This is a genomic window from Peribacillus sp. QJM3NY_7, assembly GCF_056173225.1.
The window spans coordinates 4,093,445-4,111,646 of sequence record NZ_CM149663.1 but is presented as its reverse complement, the minus strand read 5'-3'; the positions used below and the strand labels follow the sequence as shown (position 1 = coordinate 4,111,646).

General features: G+C 41.3%; 17 protein-coding genes and 2 pseudogenes. 13 read left to right on the top strand and 6 right to left on the bottom strand.

Features of this window, described 5'->3' with window-relative positions; all coding sequences use genetic code 11:
- The first annotated feature begins 328 nt into the window (after positions 1 to 328).
- The 7 genes and pseudogenes from AC0VX1_RS19675 (at position 329) to AC0VX1_RS19645 (ending at position 5,063) form a co-directional block, all read left to right on the top strand.
- Positions 329 to 610: a hypothetical protein gene (locus tag AC0VX1_RS19675; RefSeq protein ID WP_475468473.1), complete on the top strand. Its 282-nt coding sequence runs from the start codon at positions 329 to 331 to the stop codon at positions 608 to 610.
- Between the two features lie 167 nt (positions 611 to 777).
- A pseudogene (locus AC0VX1_RS19670) lies at positions 778 to 1,601 on the top strand (isocitrate lyase/PEP mutase family protein).
- Positions 1,573 to 2,144 (top strand): annotated as a pseudogene (locus AC0VX1_RS19665) (bifunctional transcriptional activator/DNA repair enzyme AdaA). Before AC0VX1_RS19670 ends, AC0VX1_RS19665 begins: the two co-directional pseudogenes overlap by 29 nt.
- A gap of 29 nt (positions 2,145 to 2,173) precedes the next feature.
- Positions 2,174 to 2,650: a methylated-DNA--[protein]-cysteine S-methyltransferase gene (locus AC0VX1_RS19660; protein ID WP_057276772.1), complete on the top strand. Its 477-nt coding sequence runs from the start codon at positions 2,174 to 2,176 to the stop codon at positions 2,648 to 2,650.
- 440 nt (positions 2,651 to 3,090) lie between these two features.
- The gene (locus AC0VX1_RS19655; protein WP_475468471.1) at positions 3,091 to 3,588 is read left to right on the top strand and encodes an HAD family hydrolase; all 498 of its coding nucleotides are present in this window, start codon (positions 3,091 to 3,093) and stop codon (positions 3,586 to 3,588) included.
- Positions 3,589 to 3,825: a hypothetical protein gene (locus AC0VX1_RS19650; protein WP_413010375.1), complete on the top strand. Its 237-nt coding sequence runs from the start codon at positions 3,589 to 3,591 to the stop codon at positions 3,823 to 3,825. It begins immediately after the preceding gene.
- Positions 3,826 to 3,998: 173 nt separating this feature from the next.
- Entirely contained in the window at positions 3,999 to 5,063 is a 1,065-nt protein-coding gene (locus AC0VX1_RS19645) for an NAD(P)/FAD-dependent oxidoreductase (protein WP_098866446.1), read from the top strand.
- Between the two features lie 289 nt (positions 5,064 to 5,352).
- Here AC0VX1_RS19645 and AC0VX1_RS19640 read toward each other — a convergent pair whose 3' ends face one another.
- The 4 genes from AC0VX1_RS19640 to AC0VX1_RS19625 all read right to left on the bottom strand — a co-directional run bounded on the left by AC0VX1_RS19640 (position 5,353) and on the right by AC0VX1_RS19625 (position 9,841).
- Positions 5,353 to 7,299 (bottom strand): FtsX-like permease family protein, encoded by a 1,947-nt coding sequence (locus AC0VX1_RS19640; protein ID WP_475468468.1) that lies wholly within the window; start codon positions 7,297 to 7,299, stop codon positions 5,353 to 5,355.
- The gene (locus AC0VX1_RS19635) at positions 7,289 to 8,050 is read right to left on the bottom strand and encodes an ABC transporter ATP-binding protein (RefSeq protein WP_057277077.1); all 762 of its coding nucleotides are present in this window, start codon (positions 8,048 to 8,050) and stop codon (positions 7,289 to 7,291) included. Before AC0VX1_RS19635 ends, AC0VX1_RS19640 begins: the two co-directional genes overlap by 11 nt.
- A gap of 100 nt (positions 8,051 to 8,150) precedes the next feature.
- A complete protein-coding gene (locus AC0VX1_RS19630; RefSeq protein WP_413024554.1) occupies positions 8,151 to 9,155 on the bottom strand; it encodes a sensor histidine kinase in 1,005 nt (334 codons plus the stop codon).
- The gene (locus AC0VX1_RS19625; RefSeq protein ID WP_098866443.1) at positions 9,152 to 9,841 is read right to left on the bottom strand and encodes a response regulator transcription factor; all 690 of its coding nucleotides are present in this window, start codon (positions 9,839 to 9,841) and stop codon (positions 9,152 to 9,154) included. The genes AC0VX1_RS19630 and AC0VX1_RS19625 overlap by 4 nt, the downstream gene beginning before the upstream one ends.
- A 156-nt stretch (positions 9,842 to 9,997) precedes the next feature.
- On the opposite strand from AC0VX1_RS19625, the gene AC0VX1_RS19620 reads away from it, so the two are divergent.
- Complete coding sequence (locus tag AC0VX1_RS19620; protein WP_057276762.1) at positions 9,998 to 10,339, top strand: zinc ribbon domain-containing protein YjdM; 342 nt, start codon at positions 9,998 to 10,000, stop codon at positions 10,337 to 10,339.
- A gap of 52 nt (positions 10,340 to 10,391) precedes the next feature.
- On the opposite strand, the gene guaC is transcribed toward AC0VX1_RS19620, so the two are convergent.
- Positions 10,392 to 11,375 (bottom strand): GMP reductase, encoded by a 984-nt coding sequence (guaC, locus tag AC0VX1_RS19615; RefSeq protein ID WP_095679189.1) that lies wholly within the window; start codon positions 11,373 to 11,375, stop codon positions 10,392 to 10,394.
- A gap of 1,037 nt (positions 11,376 to 12,412) precedes the next feature.
- Here guaC and AC0VX1_RS19610 point away from each other — a divergent pair.
- On the top strand, positions 12,413 to 13,294 hold the full coding sequence (locus AC0VX1_RS19610; protein WP_475468464.1) for a PHP domain-containing protein: 882 nt from the start codon (positions 12,413 to 12,415) through the stop codon (positions 13,292 to 13,294).
- Between the two features lie 221 nt (positions 13,295 to 13,515).
- On the top strand, positions 13,516 to 13,869 hold the full coding sequence (locus tag AC0VX1_RS19605; RefSeq protein ID WP_413003435.1) for a UTRA domain-containing protein: 354 nt from the start codon (positions 13,516 to 13,518) through the stop codon (positions 13,867 to 13,869).
- 511 nt (positions 13,870 to 14,380) lie between these two features.
- Here the strand turns inward: AC0VX1_RS19605 and AC0VX1_RS19600 are convergent.
- Positions 14,381 to 14,884 (bottom strand): DinB family protein, encoded by a 504-nt coding sequence (locus AC0VX1_RS19600; protein ID WP_057276759.1) that lies wholly within the window; start codon positions 14,882 to 14,884, stop codon positions 14,381 to 14,383.
- A 632-nt stretch (positions 14,885 to 15,516) separates the two neighbouring features.
- Here AC0VX1_RS19600 and AC0VX1_RS19595 point away from each other — a divergent pair.
- From AC0VX1_RS19595 to AC0VX1_RS19585, 3 genes are all read left to right on the top strand, one after another.
- Entirely contained in the window at positions 15,517 to 16,185 is a 669-nt protein-coding gene (locus AC0VX1_RS19595) for a YdeI/OmpD-associated family protein (RefSeq protein WP_475468461.1), read from the top strand.
- A 115-nt stretch (positions 16,186 to 16,300) separates the two neighbouring features.
- Positions 16,301 to 17,311 carry a permease gene (locus AC0VX1_RS19590; RefSeq protein WP_098864049.1) on the top strand — a complete coding sequence of 337 codons (1,011 nt, stop codon included), beginning with the start codon at positions 16,301 to 16,303 and terminating at the stop codon, positions 17,309 to 17,311.
- Entirely contained in the window at positions 17,311 to 18,069 is a 759-nt protein-coding gene (locus AC0VX1_RS19585) for a TIGR03943 family putative permease subunit (RefSeq protein ID WP_475468459.1), read from the top strand. The genes AC0VX1_RS19590 and AC0VX1_RS19585 overlap by 1 nt, the downstream gene beginning before the upstream one ends.
- The last annotated feature ends 133 nt before the right edge of the window (positions 18,070 to 18,202 follow it).

Genomic DNA, 18,202 nt, shown 5'->3' with positions numbered 1-18,202 from the left:
CTGTTCCATTTGTTCATGCTCATATTTTGCCAATAAAGAATGCTTACTATGCACACAATACAAACGTTGACTTTTAAAGCATATGCATGTTATTTTACTTAAAACAGTATTTAAATCGTAATTATTACGCTTTATGTATTGATGGAGGAATTGCTTGATGGCTTGCCGTTACGATGTCATAATGAGGTATCGGGCAGTATAGAATTTTCATACATATCCAAGAGGATTTAAATATAAACCAATTCGAGGTAGAGCCATATGAACGATAGATTAATGGAGTTTTTATTGCGCGACGAAGTAACCAGAACTTTCTGGCGTCAAAAAACAAGTGTATGAATTCATCGTGAACGAAGAAGATTATCTTGCATCGAAGGCGGACACGGTCGATCAATTCATGAGATTGCTGGTAAAACATTCCCCGCCCAGGCTTGCAGCCCGTCATTTCAATATGCCCTATGGGGAAATCATCCGTTTCATGAATGAAATAGAAGATGAACTGAATGAGAGATTAGAGGAAAGATGCAAGAAAGTGAAGTGGATGGACTACACGGAAAAGGACCAGCAGGCATTTGAGGAATATCATAGGAAGTTATATCTTTTCGTAAATTAATCAATTGGATCATGAAAATGCCCCGGAATGAAAGGGCATTTTTTTTATTTATCACGGGAATCCAGGACAATCATTATTTGAAATGGACCATAAGAGCAAGAATGAGGACGATTTGGAGCTGGGGTGATTGTTAGAATAGGGACAAATGAATTTTAGGAGCATCTATAATGACTAATATTAAGGAATTTAATGAATTACACTTTTCGAAGGACCTGTTGATAATGGGGAATGCCTGGGATCTATTATCGGCCTTGATTCTCGAGAAATCAGGATTCAAGGCGATTGGAACGACAAGCTGGGGAATTGCCAACTCCCTGGGGTATTCTGATGGCGAATTGATTGATTTTGAAAGACATTTAGGTATCATTAAACTAATTGCGGATAATGTGAAAATTCCCGTCATCGCGGACATTGAAGCAGGCTATGGTGAAACCGCAGACAAGATTGTCGATAATGTGTTAAGGACGGCGGACGCCGGTGTAGCCGGGATCAATATTGAGGATTCATTCAAAAAGCAAAAAGGGCTAAGAGATATATCCCAACACTGCAGCCTGCTAGTGAAAATAAGGGAAGCGTTGGATTATAATGGGTATGAAGGTTTTTACATCAATGCCAGAACAGATACTTATTTTCAAAAAGAACATCCTTTCCCGGAAACGGCAGAGCGGGCAAAAGCGTATGTGGAGAGTGTGCCAGCGGAATATTCATCCCTGGATTAACGAACCATGATGAAATAAAGGAAATCACTTTGAATGTAGGCGCTCCCCTTAATGTATCATCTTTACCTGGATTGACGAATGGTAAGGAGCTTGCAGGATTAGGAGTGAAACGATTCAGTTTCGGGAATGCCCTGTTCGATAAAGCCATTGAATTGTTGGAACGAGATACAGCACGAATAGTAGAGCTAAGTGACACCTCACATTTATATGGGAAGAAAAACCTGAAAGGATGCGCGGAGTATAATGGCTGTTGCTATAAATCTTTCTTTTGAAGAAATGTGGGAGAAAATCATTGCTTGCGACCCTAAATATGACGGATTATTCTTTACCGCAGTAAAGACAACTAAAATATACTGCCGCCCTTCATGCAGGTCAAGGAAGCCGAAAAAAATAAATGTGAAATTCTATCATGAATCGATGAAGTCGAAAAGGCTGGTTTCCGTGCTTGCAAAAGATGCCAACCGGAAGTTGATGATTCCCTGAAGATGGGACTTGTAAGAGATATCATCACTTTCTTGGTCAATCAGTATAATCAAAAAGTGGAATTAAAGGATATTGCCAATCATGTCGGTGTAAGTTCCTATTATCTGGAGCGGCTGTTCAAAAAGGAAACATTAGAAACTCCCCGTTCCTATTTGGAAAAAATCAGAGTGGATAAAGCTTCATACCTTCTAACAAGCACAAGTCGAACGAATCTTGAAATTTGCCTTGAAGTCGGTTTCCAAAGCCCTTCAAACTTTTATAAAGTATTTCGCCGTTTGAAAAATTGTACTCCAAGTGAATATCGCAAAATGAATCTTAAGAATCGAGTGTAAGCCACATATACAGAAATGGAGGTCCTTATATGAGTGAATTATATAAACTAGATTATGAATCACCGATTGGAGTTATCGAAATATCAGGAACGAATGATGCCATCAGTTCCATAATGTTCGCTGAAAGGGATATAAAGATAAATATTATGCAAGAGCACACGCCTCAGGTTTTGGCGGAGTGCTTTAGTCAGCTTGATGAGTATTTCAAAGGTGAACGCAGGGAATTTACATTTCCTTATACACTTGAAGGGACCATCTTCCAAAAAAACGTGTGGAACGCATTAACGGGAATCCTGTACGCTAACACGGGTTCCTATAAAGACATTGCCGTTTCAATCGGTAATGAAAAAGCCATTAGGGCAGTAGGGAGCGCTAACGGCAGAAATAAGTTAAGCATCGTGATTCCTTGTCATCGAATAATAGGTTCAAATGGGAAATTAACTGGTTATGCGGGTGGCTTGTGGAGAAAGGAATGGCTCCTTCAGCATGAAAGGAATTTTAATTGAGGTACTAGGCTCAACTTTATGGGAATCACCGGGCCACTCTCCATTGACGGAGGACACAGTTTTTTTATTTAAAGTTCCAATTGTTTCAGAAATCCGCTCCCTTTCCGCAGACTGTCTGCCAAGCCGCATCAAAGCAAGTGTCTGTAGGGTCTCGGCTAGCCCGTTATTCGGCAGGAGTGTCGCAATTTTCTTCCATCCATTAAGGAGTACAGGAAAAAAACATGAAGGATAAACTAGTCTTAAACATGGTTCGGCATGGGCCTGATTTCCTTTAAAATCATCGTCGGTGTTAGAGTATTCCGATTCCCTTTATTATTAGATTGTAGACAAAAGGTGTTATATCTTTTAAAACAAAGTTGATTGGAACGGAAAGCGAGTGCCTGGAGTGGAAATCTAATTTTTACACTGACTCAAAAAAACTGTAACCAGTGAATGTTTTTGTGGATATTTTTAAGAGTGCTGGACTGGACGTGACGATGGAGGAAGCCAGAGCTCCGATGGGCATGCTGAAAATCGACCATATTCGTGCGATGCTGACCATGCCAAGGATATCTTCGTTATGGGAGGAGCAATACGGAAGGCCATTCAATAAGGAAGACGTTGAAAAACTATATGCTGAATTCGAACCGGCGCTGATGATGTCATTGGCGGATTATACAGGTCCCATTCCAGGGGTTATCGAGACAGTGGAAGCATTAAGGAATCGCGGCCTGAAGATTGGGTCGACAACGGGATATACCGATACAATGATGGAGGTCGTCACAGCAAATGCTTTGAAAAAAGGGTATGGGCCGGATTTTCATGTAACCCCCGATGCAACCCATTCGATCGGAAGGACATATCCTTATATGATCTATCGGAATATGGAAAAATTGAAATTAGCGGCATCATGGAAGGTAGTGAAGGTAGGCGATACCACTTCCAATATGCAAGAGTGAGTGAATGCTGGGGTATGGACGGTCGGAGTAATTGTCGGAAGCTCTGAGATGGGATTGAGTTTGGATGAGTATACAAGTTTGCCAGAAAGAGATAAACAAGATCTCATCTCTAAAACGGCAGATATCTTTTTGAAAAACGGGGCAGACTTCACCATCAAAACGATGGAGGAACTACCAGAACTCATAGATACCATCAACACTCTTATAGAAGAAGGGAAAAGACCTCGTTCAAACTAGCATTCAGTGCGAAGAAAGTGCAGCACTTTTTCCCCTAATTTCATACATACGTGCAGAATGAATCGGTTTTTTTGAAATTTAACTCGCCTGCTTATTGTAAAAAGTGAGAAAAGAGTGTACGATTAAATGAGAATGATAATCAATCACACTTGGTTACCGGGGAGTGGGCGTAGATGGAACAGCAGGATTTATTTGATGTAACGGTTATTGGGGGAGGGCCAGCAGGCCTTTACTCCACTTTTTATAGCGGACTTAGAGAAATGAAAGTTAAACTGATTGAATACCAGCCACGGCTGGGCGGGAAAATTCATGTCTATCCAGAGAAGATGATTTGGGATGTTGGAGGGCTGACACCGACTACTGGGGAAAAATTAATTGAGCAGCTAGTGGAGCAAGGTTTAACATTCAATCCAACAGTCGTCTTGAATGAGAAAGTGGAATCAATCACACGTAATGAAGAAGGCATCTTCGTTTTACATACGGCTTCAGGTCAAGTGCACTTTTCTAAGACGATCATTGTCGCGGTTGGCGGCGGAATCCTGAATCCGCAAAAGTTGGAAATAGACGGGGCAGAAAGGTTTGAAGTCTCCAATTTAAACTATACTGTCAAGTCTTTCAATCGTTTCAAGGATAAGACGGTGATCATTTCAGGCGGCGGGAATTCTGCCATAGACTGGGCAAATGAATTAGAGCCCATCGCCAAAAAGGTCTATCTGACATACAGGAAAGATAGTTTAGCAGGACATGAATCACAAGCAAGACAATTGATGGAAAGCTCTGCTGTTTGTTTCTTGAATACGACGATTACAAAATTGATCGCCTGTGATGATCATCAATCAATTGAACATGTTGAACTGACGAATCACGCAACGGGAGAAGTTTCTTACTTGCCGATCGATGAAGTCATCATCAATCATGGTTATGAGCGTGATACATCGCTGCTTCAAAATAGTAAAGTCGATATTGCCATTGCCGACAACTATTATATTGAAGGTACTCCTGCAAGTGAATCCTCGATGGATGGAATATACGCAGCCGGTGATATCCTTAAGCATGAAGGTAAATTGAACCTGATAGCAGGCACTTTTCAAGATGCTGCAAATGCCGTAAACAAGGCAAAGCAATTTATCCAGCCTGATGCTCACGGTGTGGGGATGGTTTCTTCCCATAATGAAATCTTTAAAAAGCGCAACAGGGAATTGATCAAGGAAATGATGAAACCGGCTGGGGTACTTTAAAGGGAGCGGATTTCCAAAGCAGCTGGAACTTCATTGAGGGTTTGTACAATTTGAACGTTGATTTCCACTCCAGGCACTCGCTTTCCGCGGGGGTCCGCCCTCGGCGCTCTTTGCGCCTGCGGGATCTCCCTTGGACACGCTTTTCCCGCAGGAGTCTCGTACCCACCGTTCCAATCAACTGGAATGTTTTTTTAGAAAAATTTTAGGCGAACCGACTTTTCTCCGGATTTTTCTACAGTTTAAAAGCTCCAAGGCATCATTAGCCCTGGAGCTTTTAGTATCTTCGAAATTATAGAGATTCTTTAATGACCTTCTTGTAATGAAATACGGATAGGATTCCGAAGATCGAATACAATGCCGTGTATAATGCCATGACGATGATCATCGGTGTCCAAACTTCGGTCCCGAACAAGAACCAACCTGATTGGACTGCGAAATAACTGTGAAGCAGTCCGACGACTAAAGGAATACCGAAATTGAAAACTTGTTTTGCTTGGATTCCTCTTAGTAAGTCACCACGCGTGAATCCTAGTTTTCTTAAAATCGTATAATTGGATTTTTCCCCTTCACTTTCATCCATTTGCTTGAAATACAGGATGCAGCCGGAGGTAATGAGGAAGGTTAATCCCAAGAAGCCGACGATGAACATGATAAGGCCCATATTCTTCTTCTGGGTGTTGAACATTTCCAATTGGGAATCATTCACATGTTCTTCTTTGAAACTCATCCTTTTGAATAGATCATTCGCTTTTTCAAGTTCAGCTTCATCCTTCACATCAATGCCGATATTAACGGATGATACTTTTTGGATTTTCGGGTCGATATCCTTTTTCAAACGGTCGAATATCGTTTGGTCTACAATCGCAACGGGCAATCCGCCACTCGTGAAGTAATAGGACAGGAAGGTATCATCATTCAAACCTATATATGTTTGCGGAATTACTTCATTCTTGCCCTTCAGTTCAATCTTTCCGGAATCCTTCAAGGATATGACCTTCTCCATCATACTACTGTATCCGCTGAAAAGGGTCTCATCTTCAGCTAGGTTGATTCCTTTAACCGATTCATCACTGATGACGGGAACGGTCATGATGTCCGAATCGAAGTTCACTCCTTCGAGGCTTGTTTCCATTATTTCCTTTACATTGACATCCACCTGAATGACGTCAATCACCTTTGCGTCATAATCAATTTTACTGTCTGATAAAGCCTCTTTGAATTTATCCGCATCTCCCATATCCGTCATCGAAAAATCGGTAGGGATACTGCTTTGTGCCATTTTCTCCGCTGAGTAGTAGGAGATATAGCTTAATGATAATAAACCGATTGCCAAAGCGGAAACGGTCGTGATGATCGTCAATAATATCGCATTTGATTTCATCCGGAACATGATGGATGAAAGGGACAATACTTCATTGATGTTCAAATAGCCATTTTTCTTTTTACGGACGATATTAAAGATGAAGCTTACGGATCCTTTATAGAATAGGTAGGTACCGATGATGACGGTTGCCAGAATGACGATCATGGCCATGAAAAGCTCGGTCATCTGTGTAAATGCTCCATCGAATAATTTGGATGAAATGACATAGCCAGCAGTGATCAGGGCGATCCCGAATATCCCGATGATCATTTCGACCATCGAAACTTTTTTCACTTTTCCTTCCGTCATGGAAGTCACTCTGAATAATGATAGAATGGTTTGCTTTTTAATGAAGGCATAATTCATCAACATGATTAAAAGATAGATGGCGCTAAAAACGAGCAAGGTTTGCACTAGCGGCAGAAAAGAAAAGTTAAGAGTCGCGATTGTCTGGACACCCATTATTTTAAATAGGATCATGATGATCAATTTTGAAGCGGCAAACCCTACAAAGATTCCCAGGAATACGGAACAGAAATACAGGATCAGGTTTTCCACACTCAGGATACGGAATATCCTGTTCTTCGTCATGCCTATCAATTGGAATAAGCCAATTTCTTTACTGCGTCTTTTAATGAAAATGCTATTGGCATAAAAAAGGAATATGGAAACTATCGCAACAAGCAGGATCGATGCTGCCTTGATGGAGGCGGCCCCTTTCACCGTACCCTCCGCTTCATCCAGCGCTGGGTCATATTGCAAGGTGACGAAAGCAAAGTACAGGGAAGCGCTGAAGACCAGGGCAAACACATACAGATAATAGTTCTTCAGATTCTTCTTCAGATTTCGCAAGATGAGTTGATTAATGCTCATTTTGAACCCCTCCCAATACACCTTGTGTTTTCATGATGTCTTTGAAGAAGGTTTGTCTGGATTGTTCACCTTTATTCAATTGGGTATAGATTTGTCCGTCTTTAATGAAAATGACTCGGCTGCAATAACTGGCGGCCACGGGATCATGGGTTACCATGATGATGGTCGCTTTGTGCTTTTTATTCATTTCGCTCAGTTTGTTCAGTAAATCGGAAGCTGATTTGGAGTCAAGCGCCCCAGTCGGTTCATCCGCAAAAATGATGCTTGGATCATGGATGAAAGCCCGCGCTGCAGACGTACGCTGTTTTTGACCACCGGAAATTTCATTTGGGTATTTATCCTTCACTTCATATATGCCCAGTTCCTTCGCCACGCTATCAAACTTTTGTGCCGCTTCATTATTGGGAGTTTTTGTAATGGATAAGGGCAAGAGGATATTTTCTTTGACAGTCAATGTGTCCAATAGGTTATATTCCTGGAAAATGAAGCCCAAGTGGTTCTTACGGAATTCGGCCAAATTCTTTTCTTTCATCCCTGAAATCTCTTTACCATCAATCGTAATGGTGCCGTTGCTGATTTTATCGATCGAGGAAAGGACATTCAGCAAAGTCGTTTTTCCTGAACCGGAAGCACCCATGATACTTACGAATTCACCTTCTTGTATGCTTATATCAAGACCCTTTAATACTTCTTGTTTATTGAATTTATTACCATAGCTTTTATGGATTTTTTTCGCTTCTAATATATTCATTTGGATACACTCCTTTTTTTCTATATCCTCATTATAAAAGGCCATGTATTTCTTTTCCTTCGTTTGGACGAACAAAGAATAAAAGCATGTGACACTTTTGTCACATGCTTGTGATATTCACGAAATCATTTCTTTTTGGGAAGGTCAAGGTAACGGTCGTCCCGGTTCCAAGCTCTGATTTCACATCAATGGAGATGAATAGGGACTCGGCCGCATTCTTGGTTAAATATAGACCCATGCCGGTTGCCGCACTGTCACGATGATTTGTCGTGGATGTAAATCCTTTATCAAATATGCGGGATAAATCCTTTGGGTCAATGCCCCGTCCAAAATCCTGCACTTTAAGAACCGTTTGTCCGGCTCGCTCATGGCTATAAATCGTGATATCTGCGTTCTCACTGTATTTAATGGAGTTGGTCAAGAGCTGCCTCATGATGAAGGCCAGCCACTTGGCATCACTAAGCACTTCGGTTACGTCCAATTGTATCTCGAAGCCGATTCCTTTTTGAATGCACCATGACCGCAGCGTTTTAATCTCATCAAAGATTATTGTTTCCAAATCGGTTTTCTCTATATACAAATCATTTTCGATGAAAGGCATGCGCCTTTGATGGAGCTGCTGATCAAGAAGAAGATGAATGCGCAGCCACTCATAAGTCAAGTGTGATTTCAGCAATTCATCATCCAAGCGGTCAATCATTAAATGCATCGCCGTCAATGGTGTCTTCACTTCATGAATCCAAGATAATAATTCATCTTTCTCCTGCTCTAAAGTCATTTGACCGGTTGCTGCGGATCGCTTCAATAATTCGGTTTGGTTAATGATGCAGTTTTCTATGATTTTTTCGAAAGGGCTCTCTGGTTCGGCTATATTCGTTATATCCAGGTTGTCTTCCCGTGCTTCTAAACTTTTATAAAAGTAGGTTTCCTTTTTATAGCGGAAAATCAAAAACATACTGAACATGAGCAATGATAAAAAAACAATATACAGTATGGGCCTTAACGGAATGGCCGAATCAAGATAGGCGACAAAGATAATGAATAGATGAAGAAGTATGTAGAATGTGATCCAGCTGAACCTTTCCACGAGATATTTTCCGATCATGCATTTGCCACTTCCACGGCGATATAGCCCTGTCCGACCTTCGTTTCGATAAAATGCCCTAAATCCAGTTCATCCAGCCTCTTTCGTAAACGGTTCACATTCACTGTAAGGGTGTTATCGCTTATGAAACGTTTGTCATCCCATAAGCTGTTGATCAATTCCTCGCGGCTTACGATCTTGTTTTTCTGTTCAATGAGCTTTTTCAAGATGAAAATTTCATTTTTCGTCAATTCGATTGTGCCCGTCTCGGCCGAAACCGTGTTCTTCTCGTAATCCACGGTGGCGCCGCACCACGTTTTCAATTCGATCTTTTCCGTATTGTAATTATAGACACGGCGAAGGGTGGCCTGTATCTTCGCGATGAGTACATCGAAATGAAAAGGCTTCTGGATAAAATCATCAGCTCCAAGCTGCATGGACATCACCATGTCCGTAGGATGATCACGTGATGATAAAAAGATGATGGGAACATTGGAATGGGCCCGGATCATTCTGCACCAATGAAATCCGTCAAACTTCGGCAACTGGATATCAATGATGACCAAATCAGGTTTTATGTCCGTGAATTCCTGAACCACTTTACTAAAATCGCCGATTCCGTAAATATCATAAGACCATTGCGCCAATCTATCTTTAATTTCATTGAATAACGTTGTATCATCTTCTATCAATAGAAGTTTAAACAAGGGGTTCACCGCACTTTCCAGCTTTTTCTTAAAAGTATATAGTAAAACCTTTATAGGTTCTAGAGGAAGGGAGGGACAAGGGAGGTAATAAACTACTGGTTGTGTGTAAACCATTATTATATTAAAATTGGCATAATGAATGGAGGAAGTGAATTTATGCCTGATTTTCCTAATTGCCCTGCATGTGATTCAGAATATACATACGAAGACGGCAGTCTTTTAGTTTGCCCGGAATGCGCCCATGAATGGACAGTGGAAGCGGAAACGGAAAATGGTGATCAAAAGAAGGTTATCAAAGATGCTAATGGAAATGCCTTGAACGACGGTGATACCGTTACGGTAATCAAGGACCTTAAAGTGAAAGGGAGCTCATCCGTCTTAAAAATGGGCACTAAAGTCAAAAGCATCCGTCTAGTTGATGGAGATCATGATATTGATTGTAAGATAGATGGTTTTGGTGCAATGAAATTAAAATCCCAATTTGTTAAAAAGGTGTAATGATAAAAAAACGGCCTAATCCATTGATTAGGCCGTTTTTTATCATTACTTCTTAATAAACTTTGTCGCCGTTAAAGATTGAATTCTTAACGACCACATAATCCACATTCCGGATAGCTTCCAATTTGGTACCGCCTGCATATGAAATGGATGACTGAAGATCTTGTTCCATTTCCTTCAACGTATCTTCCAAAGATCCTTTGTGCTCGACAAACATCTTTTTGCCTTCAACGTTTTTCTTTTCACCTTTTTGGAATTCCGAAGCTGAACCAAAGTATTCTTTAAAGGCCTTTCCATCTTTCTCGATCGTTTGACCTGGAGATTCTTCATGTCCGGCAAATAGTGAACCGATCATGACCATTGAAGCTCCAAATCTAACTGATTTGGCAATATCACCGTTCGTGCGAATGCCGCCGTCAGCGATGATTGGCTTGCTTGCCGCTTTTGCACACCAGCGAAGTGCAGCTAATTGCCAGCCGCCCGTTCCAAATCCAGTCTTGATTTTAGTGATGCATACTTTCCCTGGTCCAATGCCCACCTTTGTAGCATCCGCACCGGCATGTTCCAATTCACGTACCGCTTCAGGAGTTCCCACATTTCCTGCAATGACAAAACTTTCAGGTAAATGTTTTTTAATATGCTGTATCATTTTTATCACGGCATTGGAATGTCCGTGCGCTATATCTATCGTAATGTATTCAGGCACAATGTTGTCATTTGATAATTGTTCGATGAATCCGTATTCTTCTTCTTTAACGCCGACACTGATGGAAGCGATCAATTCTTTTGAATGCATGTCTTTAATGAAAGTCAGTCGTTTTTCTGGCTCAAAACGATGCATTACATAAAAGTAACCGTTTTCAGCCAAGTAAATGGCAATCTTTTCATCAATGATCGTTTGCATATTGGCAGGTACTACAGGTAACTTGAATGTATGTTTACCTAAAGTAACGGATGTATCACACTCAGAACGGCTATTTACTACACATTTTGCAGGAATTAATTGAATATCTTCATAATCAAACACGTTTTCCATGTTATGCACCTCTATATACGAATATTTTTGTCTTTTTTAATAAAAATTGTTCGCCCATTAGGTAATGTACATCATTTTTGACAGTAAGTCAAAAATTTTATTGGTTTTGTTCTGATTTTATTTCAACTTAATGGGAAATCCGTAACAGGGTAGGGAGCTGAAAAGGACGAATGAACATGTTACTTTGGAACGTTGATTTCCACTTCAGGCACTCGCTTTCCGCGGGCGGTCAGGGAGCCTCCTCGGCGCGCCTGCGGTGTCTCCCATGCCACGCTTTTCCCGCAGGAGTCTCGTACCTTCCGTTCCAATCAACTTTGTTTTTATTTAGATAGAACCCTTTTGTCTACAAAGTGCGTTTGTAAAATGGGAACGTTGATTTCACTCCAGGTTCTCGCTTTCCGCGGGCGGGCGGGAGCCTCCTCGGCGCGCCTGCGGGGTCTCCCATGCCACGCTTTTCCCGCAGGAGTCTCGTACCTTCCGTTCCAATCAACTTTGTTTTTATTTAGATAGAACCCTTTTGTCTACAAAGTGCGTTTGTAAAATGGGAACGTTGATTTCACTCCAGGTTCTCGCTTTCCGCGGGCGGTCCGGGAGCCTCCTCGGCACGCCTGCGGGGTCTCCCATGCCACGCTTTTCCCGCAGGAGTCTCGTGCCTTACGTTCCAATCAACTTTGTGTTATTGAAAAAACTGCAGGTTCGTCTTCCTCCGAACCCAATTTAAGACTAGTTTATCCTTTAAGTTTTTCACCTGTACTCCTTAATGGATGGAAGAAAATTGCGACACTCCTGCCGAATAACTGGCTAGCCGAGACCCCATAGGCGTTTGCTTTGATGCGGCTTGGCAGACAGTCGGCGGAAAGGGAGCGGGTTTCTGAAATCAACTGGAAATTTTTTTGTCTGCAGCTTGAAATACTTAAGTATTTTCACCAATCAGGACGACTTTTACACCTTTACATTTTTTTACATCATCTTAACGTTGACCGACATGGCACTAAGTTAAAATGAAAATGGGAAACGAATAAGAATGGGGGATTGGCATGAAGGTTGAATTACATTGTCATACGAACGTTTCAGATGGTTCCAGTTCTTTTGAAGAACTATTGGAGGTTGCAAAAAGGGAGAGCATTGGCCATTTAGCGATTACGAATCACGATACAATGAGATTGCAAGAGATGGTGGAACGGGGTAAGGAACTAGGTATTGAAATCATCCCTGGTATCGAAGTTTCCGGTTATGACTTTGCAAGAGGAAGACGTGTACATATTTTGGGCTATTTTGTCGAGCCTGGTCATAAGGCCCTTGAGGATTTATGTAATCCACTTATTGAAAAGAGGAATGCAGCTTCTGAAAAAATGGTGGAACGGCTGATTCATGCAGGATATCGAATAACTTGGGATCAGGTATCTAAATTCAGGGGAGGAACCGGTGTTTATAAACAGCATATTATGCTGGCGCTTCGGGAATCGGGGTATACGGATTCTATCTATGGAGATTTGTATAGGAAAATCTTCAGCCGCGGCCAAAATGGGGAAGAGCCGGGCATTGCCTTTATTCCTATGGAGTATGTGGATGCCATACTGGCTGTGAAGGCGATTCGTGCTGCCGGAGGCGTCCCGGTCCTGGCTCACCCTGGACAATACGGGAGCTTCGAAATTATCCCTGATCTTGTAAAAGCAGGGCTTGAAGGGATTGAAGTTCTTCACCCGCATCATGGTCATGCAGAAGAGGAAAGAGCGATTTCATATGCAGATCAATATAATCTCATTAAAACAGGAGGTTCCGATTTTCATGGGGATTATGGGGAAAAGCCGATTCGGCTTGGCAGTATGAGCCCTGGAACGGAATGTGTGAATGCTTTGAAATTAAGGAAAAAAAGCATGGCCATTAATGATGTGGTATTGAAAAATATCGATCTATGAAACCAGGAATTTGCTGTGAAAGCGGCATGCTTACATGCTGGATTGGGAATTTGAAAGACTGAACATACAGGGTCTTGTATGGAAAAAGATCGATAAAATAAGTGCTTCCTTTTGTTTTGGTAATTGACCAGGACTTTTTTTTACAAGAAAATCATGATAGCTTCATATTTTCTCATTACACTGACAGTAACAAGGAAATTATATGTAAAGGGGGATTTTTGTTGGCGGAAAATAAGGTCTTTAAAATTGGCAGGCTTAGGTTAATAGACGATTTCCCGATTGCTCTTCATACATCTTTTGTAACAAAATCAACTTTTCCTGAAATAGAAAAGGACGGTCCGGATATGACCTCCATGTTTCAATATTATCGGCAGCGCGGCTTTGTAGAGTTCGGATCCAGCAGGAGCACGCTGAATGCGATTTTTCCCACTCTTTTCGAACGGGATATTTTGCAGTGTTCAAGTTCGATTCCACTTTTGCAAGTGGGATCATTATGCCGGGATAAGCGGAGTAATCAAGTCCTTGAGCTCACGATCATAATCTATCGGAGCGATTGTTTCACATATGTTATATAAAAACTTCCATTCCAGATATCGATCGAATTCACTAGTAAATGCTCTGAATTCACGAGTAAAAGTACGAAATTCACGAGTAAATGCCCAGAACTCACGAGTAAAGTTACAGAACTCACGAGTAAATGCTCCGAATTCACGAGTAAAGCACGAAATTTGAATAGTGAGGCCCGGCTTTAACAAATTTTATACAAAGATTTACTCTTTCTTAACGTACGTTCACTTGGCAACAACAAGATACATTGAAGATGTTAGCTTGAAACTAAAACATATTTTATCCTAATCGTCGCAATCTGTCTTGAAATCTTCGCAACACAAATCAAAAGGAAACTAAAAGTATCATCTTGATACTAGAATGCTGGCTAGGGAAATATGGGCTCTGCCAATCTATACACTTGGTGCAGCTCCCGACAGTCACGATCGTTTCATAGCATGCATGAAAAAAGACCACAAAATGACGTGGTCTCTTTGTTTGAAAAGTCTCCGGCTGATTATTTAATTTGTCATGAAAGGCTTATATAAGGGCGGTCTTTATTTCTTGAATCTGTTTGATATGCCTTTGTTCATGTAAGGATAATAACTCAATCCATTGATCCAATGAGAGGTCCCCGAACAGGGGATGTTTGGCTTTCTTTCTATTTAACAGGATATCTGAATCCATATCATAAAGAACCTGTAATAATCGATCCCTTGATTCTGCCAGCAAATCCATGAGGCTCGATAATTGAAATGGGGCTGAAGAGGGTGAAATGGCCTCAGGGGATGAGAATTTCCTTGTTCTATCAGTAACGAAGTAAATGTTTTTTTGAATGATATTATTAAAATCCCTTTCCCGAATGCCATTTGCTATAACTTCTGTAAAAACCTGTTCCGTAAGATATAAATGATGGCAAATTTGGGCGATGTTCCATACTTCAGGCACAGGCTTATGGTGGAGCGTTTTTTCATCCAACTCCGTAATTTCCTCAATTAACTGTTTTCTTGATTCAAATAGCAAATCATACTCGATATAATTCATGAGAACTCCCCTTTTGTGACACCCACATATGAAAGCATCACTGAATTTTTTGAAATAGGAAAAAAAGGGATATCTGATTGCATAAAGAATGCATAAAAACTACGGGAAAAACACCTGATTTAAAGTGGATTCATGATGATTGAAGGAGTGCGACACTATGTTTTGAAGCATGGTTTCTATTTAATGAAGAGTGTTAAAAGATATCTCTTATAGTACAACGAAAAGACATTTTTCACTGGTATTCATAATTTTGGGAAGAAATGCAAATCTGGAGTCAAGTCTATATTTCCAGGGACTGCATTTTTTCTGGAGCTTTGATACCCTATCATGCCTATGCAAAAAAGTTGAGTTTATGCCTACTTAGAATATTGCGCCTAGGGCCTCCGCTAATGAACCGAAAAATGAAGCTGGCATTCAAAGGGAAAAGAATCTATAGATGCTGGATATTGGAAATTATTATATCTGAATTATAGCACAGTTAATATTTTCCTAGAAATGATTATATGAAAAGATACGGAAGGTTTCCACATCGAATTTTGGATTTTTATACTATCTAGAGAAAAGTTGCTAACGCAATGGGAAGCTTATAAACTGAAGGTAGAAAAAATCAACCAGGATTGGATGGTGAATGCATGGCTAAAACAATAGTTGAAAAACTGAATTTACATAAATATGAACGGGTGGCAGTCCTGAATCAGCCAGCCGGGGCGGATTATTTAGCAGAGCTGCCGGATTACGATACAAAGCTTAATGAAAGTGCCTATGACCTTATATTTGCCTTTGTATTGGATATGGATTCTTTAAAGAGAATCGTGGATAAGGTGATCGATAAAAATCATTTAAGTAAAAACGGCTATATTTTTTTGGCGTACCCCAAGAAGGGGAATAAAGAATATGCTACATATATTCATCGTGATGATCTGATGCAGGGCCTTGGTGCGGATGATGAAGGGTATGTTGGCTCGAGTGACCTGAAGTTTGCGCGTATGGTTGGGTTGGATGATGTCTTTACGGTAGTCGGACTTAAAGAAGACTCAAAAAATAGAAACCGTCCCTCAGCCAAAGCAAGCCAATCGGTAGATGATTATATCGGCATGATTTCTGAAATTGAGAAAGATTTGCAGGATGCCCCTGATTTGCTTGCGTTCTATCAATCACTTACGCCAGGGTATCGCAAGGATTGGGCCCGTTATGTGTATAGTGCAAAACAAGAGGCGACACAAGTGAAACGGCGCCAGGAAATGAAAACGATTTTAGGAGAAGGTTATAAGAGCAGGGATCTATATCGAAGGAATAAATGAGGGTGGTGAAGTCTTCCATTCTCTTTTTTCTTGTTCTTTTCACCCTATCAAAAGCATATACTAGACCGAATCCAAACTTAAATCGTAATAATTATGATTTGCGAGGTGGTTAAATATGCTTTTGAAACGCTACGCGGGAAATTTGCTGTTATTGATTCTGCTGTTTTTGCTGCTGGCATTCTTTTTTCTAGGCGATGTCTTCGTTCCCAAAGCAATTGATTTCTCGGACTACCCGATGCTTCACTCAGTGCTCGTCGTGTTTTTGGGATTGTTTTTAGAATCGATTCCTTTCCTGTTCTTAGGGGCCATTGCTTCATCATTCATCCAGTTGTTCATCAGTGAAGAAATCATTCAGCGGATGATACCCAAAAGACCCCTGACGGCCATTTTTGCCGCGATAGCCGCGGCGCTGATCATTCCGGTTTGCGAATGTGCAATCATCCCGGTCGTCCGGAGATTGATTCAAAAGGGTGTCCCGGTCCATGCAGGTGTGGTCTTGCTTGTAACAGCCCCGATATTGAATGTCATCGTGTTCGGCTCAACTTATTATGCGTTCCAAAATAATCCGTCCATTCTATATGGAAGAATCATTCTTTGTGTCCTGACGGCCATAATCGCAGGTTTATTCATTCATATATTCAGCACTAAAGATGTGGTGAAAGAGGACAAGCTGGAACTGGTGCAAGGGCATGTACATGATAGTCAGTCCAGTAAATGGACAAGCTTCATTGATCATACTTCGCAGGAGTTTTTTATGGTCGGCCGATACTTTATCATCGGAGCCTTGTTTGCCAGTGTATTTCAGGTGTTCATGGATCGGTCCGTAATGGCCGATATTGGTCAGGCGCCAATAAAAGGCACGGCGTTGATGATGGGAATTGCGTTTGTGCTTTCACTCTGTTCATCAGCTGATGCCTTCGTTGCGGCCTCCTTTTCCCATAGTTTTCTGCCAGGCTCCATACTGGGATTCCTTGTATTTGGCCCCATGCTGGATCTGAAAAATGTTTTGATCATGATGTCTTGTTTTAAACGGAGCTTCGTCGTCACGTATGTCCTGCTTATTTTCGCAGTCGTCTTCAGCCTCTGCCTGATTGCAGGAGGATTGATCAGTAAGGGGGGCTTCTGATGAAACGTTTTTTTATCCAAAGACTTGAAGGATTGCTGCTGCTGGGATTGGGTCTCATGATCTTTAAATTGTATGTTTCAGGATATTTAACGAAATTGATCGCACCCAAAATGGTTCCATATGCATTGGCGGCACTTTTCGCTTTTTTAGTGATCAGCCTTCTCCGCATGAAAAAACAAAAACAAAAACAAAGTGAACAACATTGTGATTGCGGATTGAATGGGGAGTCTTCGGTCCTGAAATATGGTTTGTTCTTCCTTCCGATTCTTCTGGGCTTCATCCTGACCGATTTTACTTTAAGCGGGGAAGCGCTGGCGAAAAGGGGGATGGCAAAGCAGCAGGCACAGATGGTAAGTTCATATGATTCTGGGAAACATGCGAATGGTGAGAAAATCTCCGTAACCGATGATAATTATTTTGAAGTGCTGGATGATTTACTGAACAACCTCGATACGATCAAGGGGAAGGAGATAGAGATTTCAGGGTTCATATACCGTGAGGATACATTCACGAAAAAACAAATGGCCATCTCCCGCCTCTCCATGTCCTGCTGTGTGGTCGATGCGACGTTATATGGATATATGGTCAACGGGAACGTGGAAGGAATGAAGAAGAATGATTGGTATACGATTACAGGGACATTAAAAAAAGGAAGCTATAAAGGGGAACCCGTACCGGTGATCGATTTAAAAGAATCGAAGAAAATAAAGGCACCGGAAGAAGCTTATTTATATGAAAATGTACAAATCATTCAGTAGTATTGAAAAACCCGGCAAAAGGATGTTTTGCCGGGTTTTGGTGCCGAAAGGATATATTATTTTGCCGAACCCGGAAACGGCTGGAAAATCGTGCGCTGCGGGTGGAAAATCGAGAAATGGCGCCATTTGTTCG

Excerpts from the sequence above, each read along its gene's own strand:
- guaC (WP_095679189.1), bottom strand. The coding sequence starts at position 11,375 with ATGGAAAACGTGTTTGATTATGAAGATATTCAATTAATTCCTGCAAAA.
- AC0VX1_RS19610 (WP_475468464.1), top strand. The coding sequence starts at position 12,413 with ATGAAGGTTGAATTACATTGTCATACGAACGTTTCAGATGGTTCCAGT.
- AC0VX1_RS19590 (WP_098864049.1), top strand. The coding sequence starts at position 16,301 with ATGCTTTTGAAACGCTACGCGGGAAATTTGCTGTTATTGATTCTGCTG.
- AC0VX1_RS19585 (WP_475468459.1), top strand. The coding sequence starts at position 17,311 with ATGAAACGTTTTTTTATCCAAAGACTTGAAGGATTGCTGCTGCTGGGA.
- AC0VX1_RS19630 (WP_413024554.1), bottom strand. The coding sequence starts at position 9,155 with ATGATCGGAAAATATCTCGTGGAAAGGTTCAGCTGGATCACATTCTAC.
- AC0VX1_RS19600 (WP_057276759.1), bottom strand. The coding sequence starts at position 14,884 with ATGAATTATATCGAGTATGATTTGCTATTTGAATCAAGAAAACAGTTA.
- AC0VX1_RS19620 (WP_057276762.1), top strand. The coding sequence starts at position 9,998 with ATGCCTGATTTTCCTAATTGCCCTGCATGTGATTCAGAATATACATAC.
- AC0VX1_RS19645 (WP_098866446.1), top strand. The coding sequence starts at position 3,999 with ATGGAACAGCAGGATTTATTTGATGTAACGGTTATTGGGGGAGGGCCA.
- AC0VX1_RS19595 (WP_475468461.1), top strand. The coding sequence starts at position 15,517 with ATGGCTAAAACAATAGTTGAAAAACTGAATTTACATAAATATGAACGG.
- AC0VX1_RS19635 (WP_057277077.1), bottom strand. The coding sequence starts at position 8,050 with ATGAATATATTAGAAGCGAAAAAAATCCATAAAAGCTATGGTAATAAA.
- AC0VX1_RS19640 (WP_475468468.1), bottom strand. The coding sequence starts at position 7,299 with ATGAGCATTAATCAACTCATCTTGCGAAATCTGAAGAAGAATCTGAAG.
- AC0VX1_RS19660 (WP_057276772.1), top strand. The coding sequence starts at position 2,174 with ATGAGTGAATTATATAAACTAGATTATGAATCACCGATTGGAGTTATC.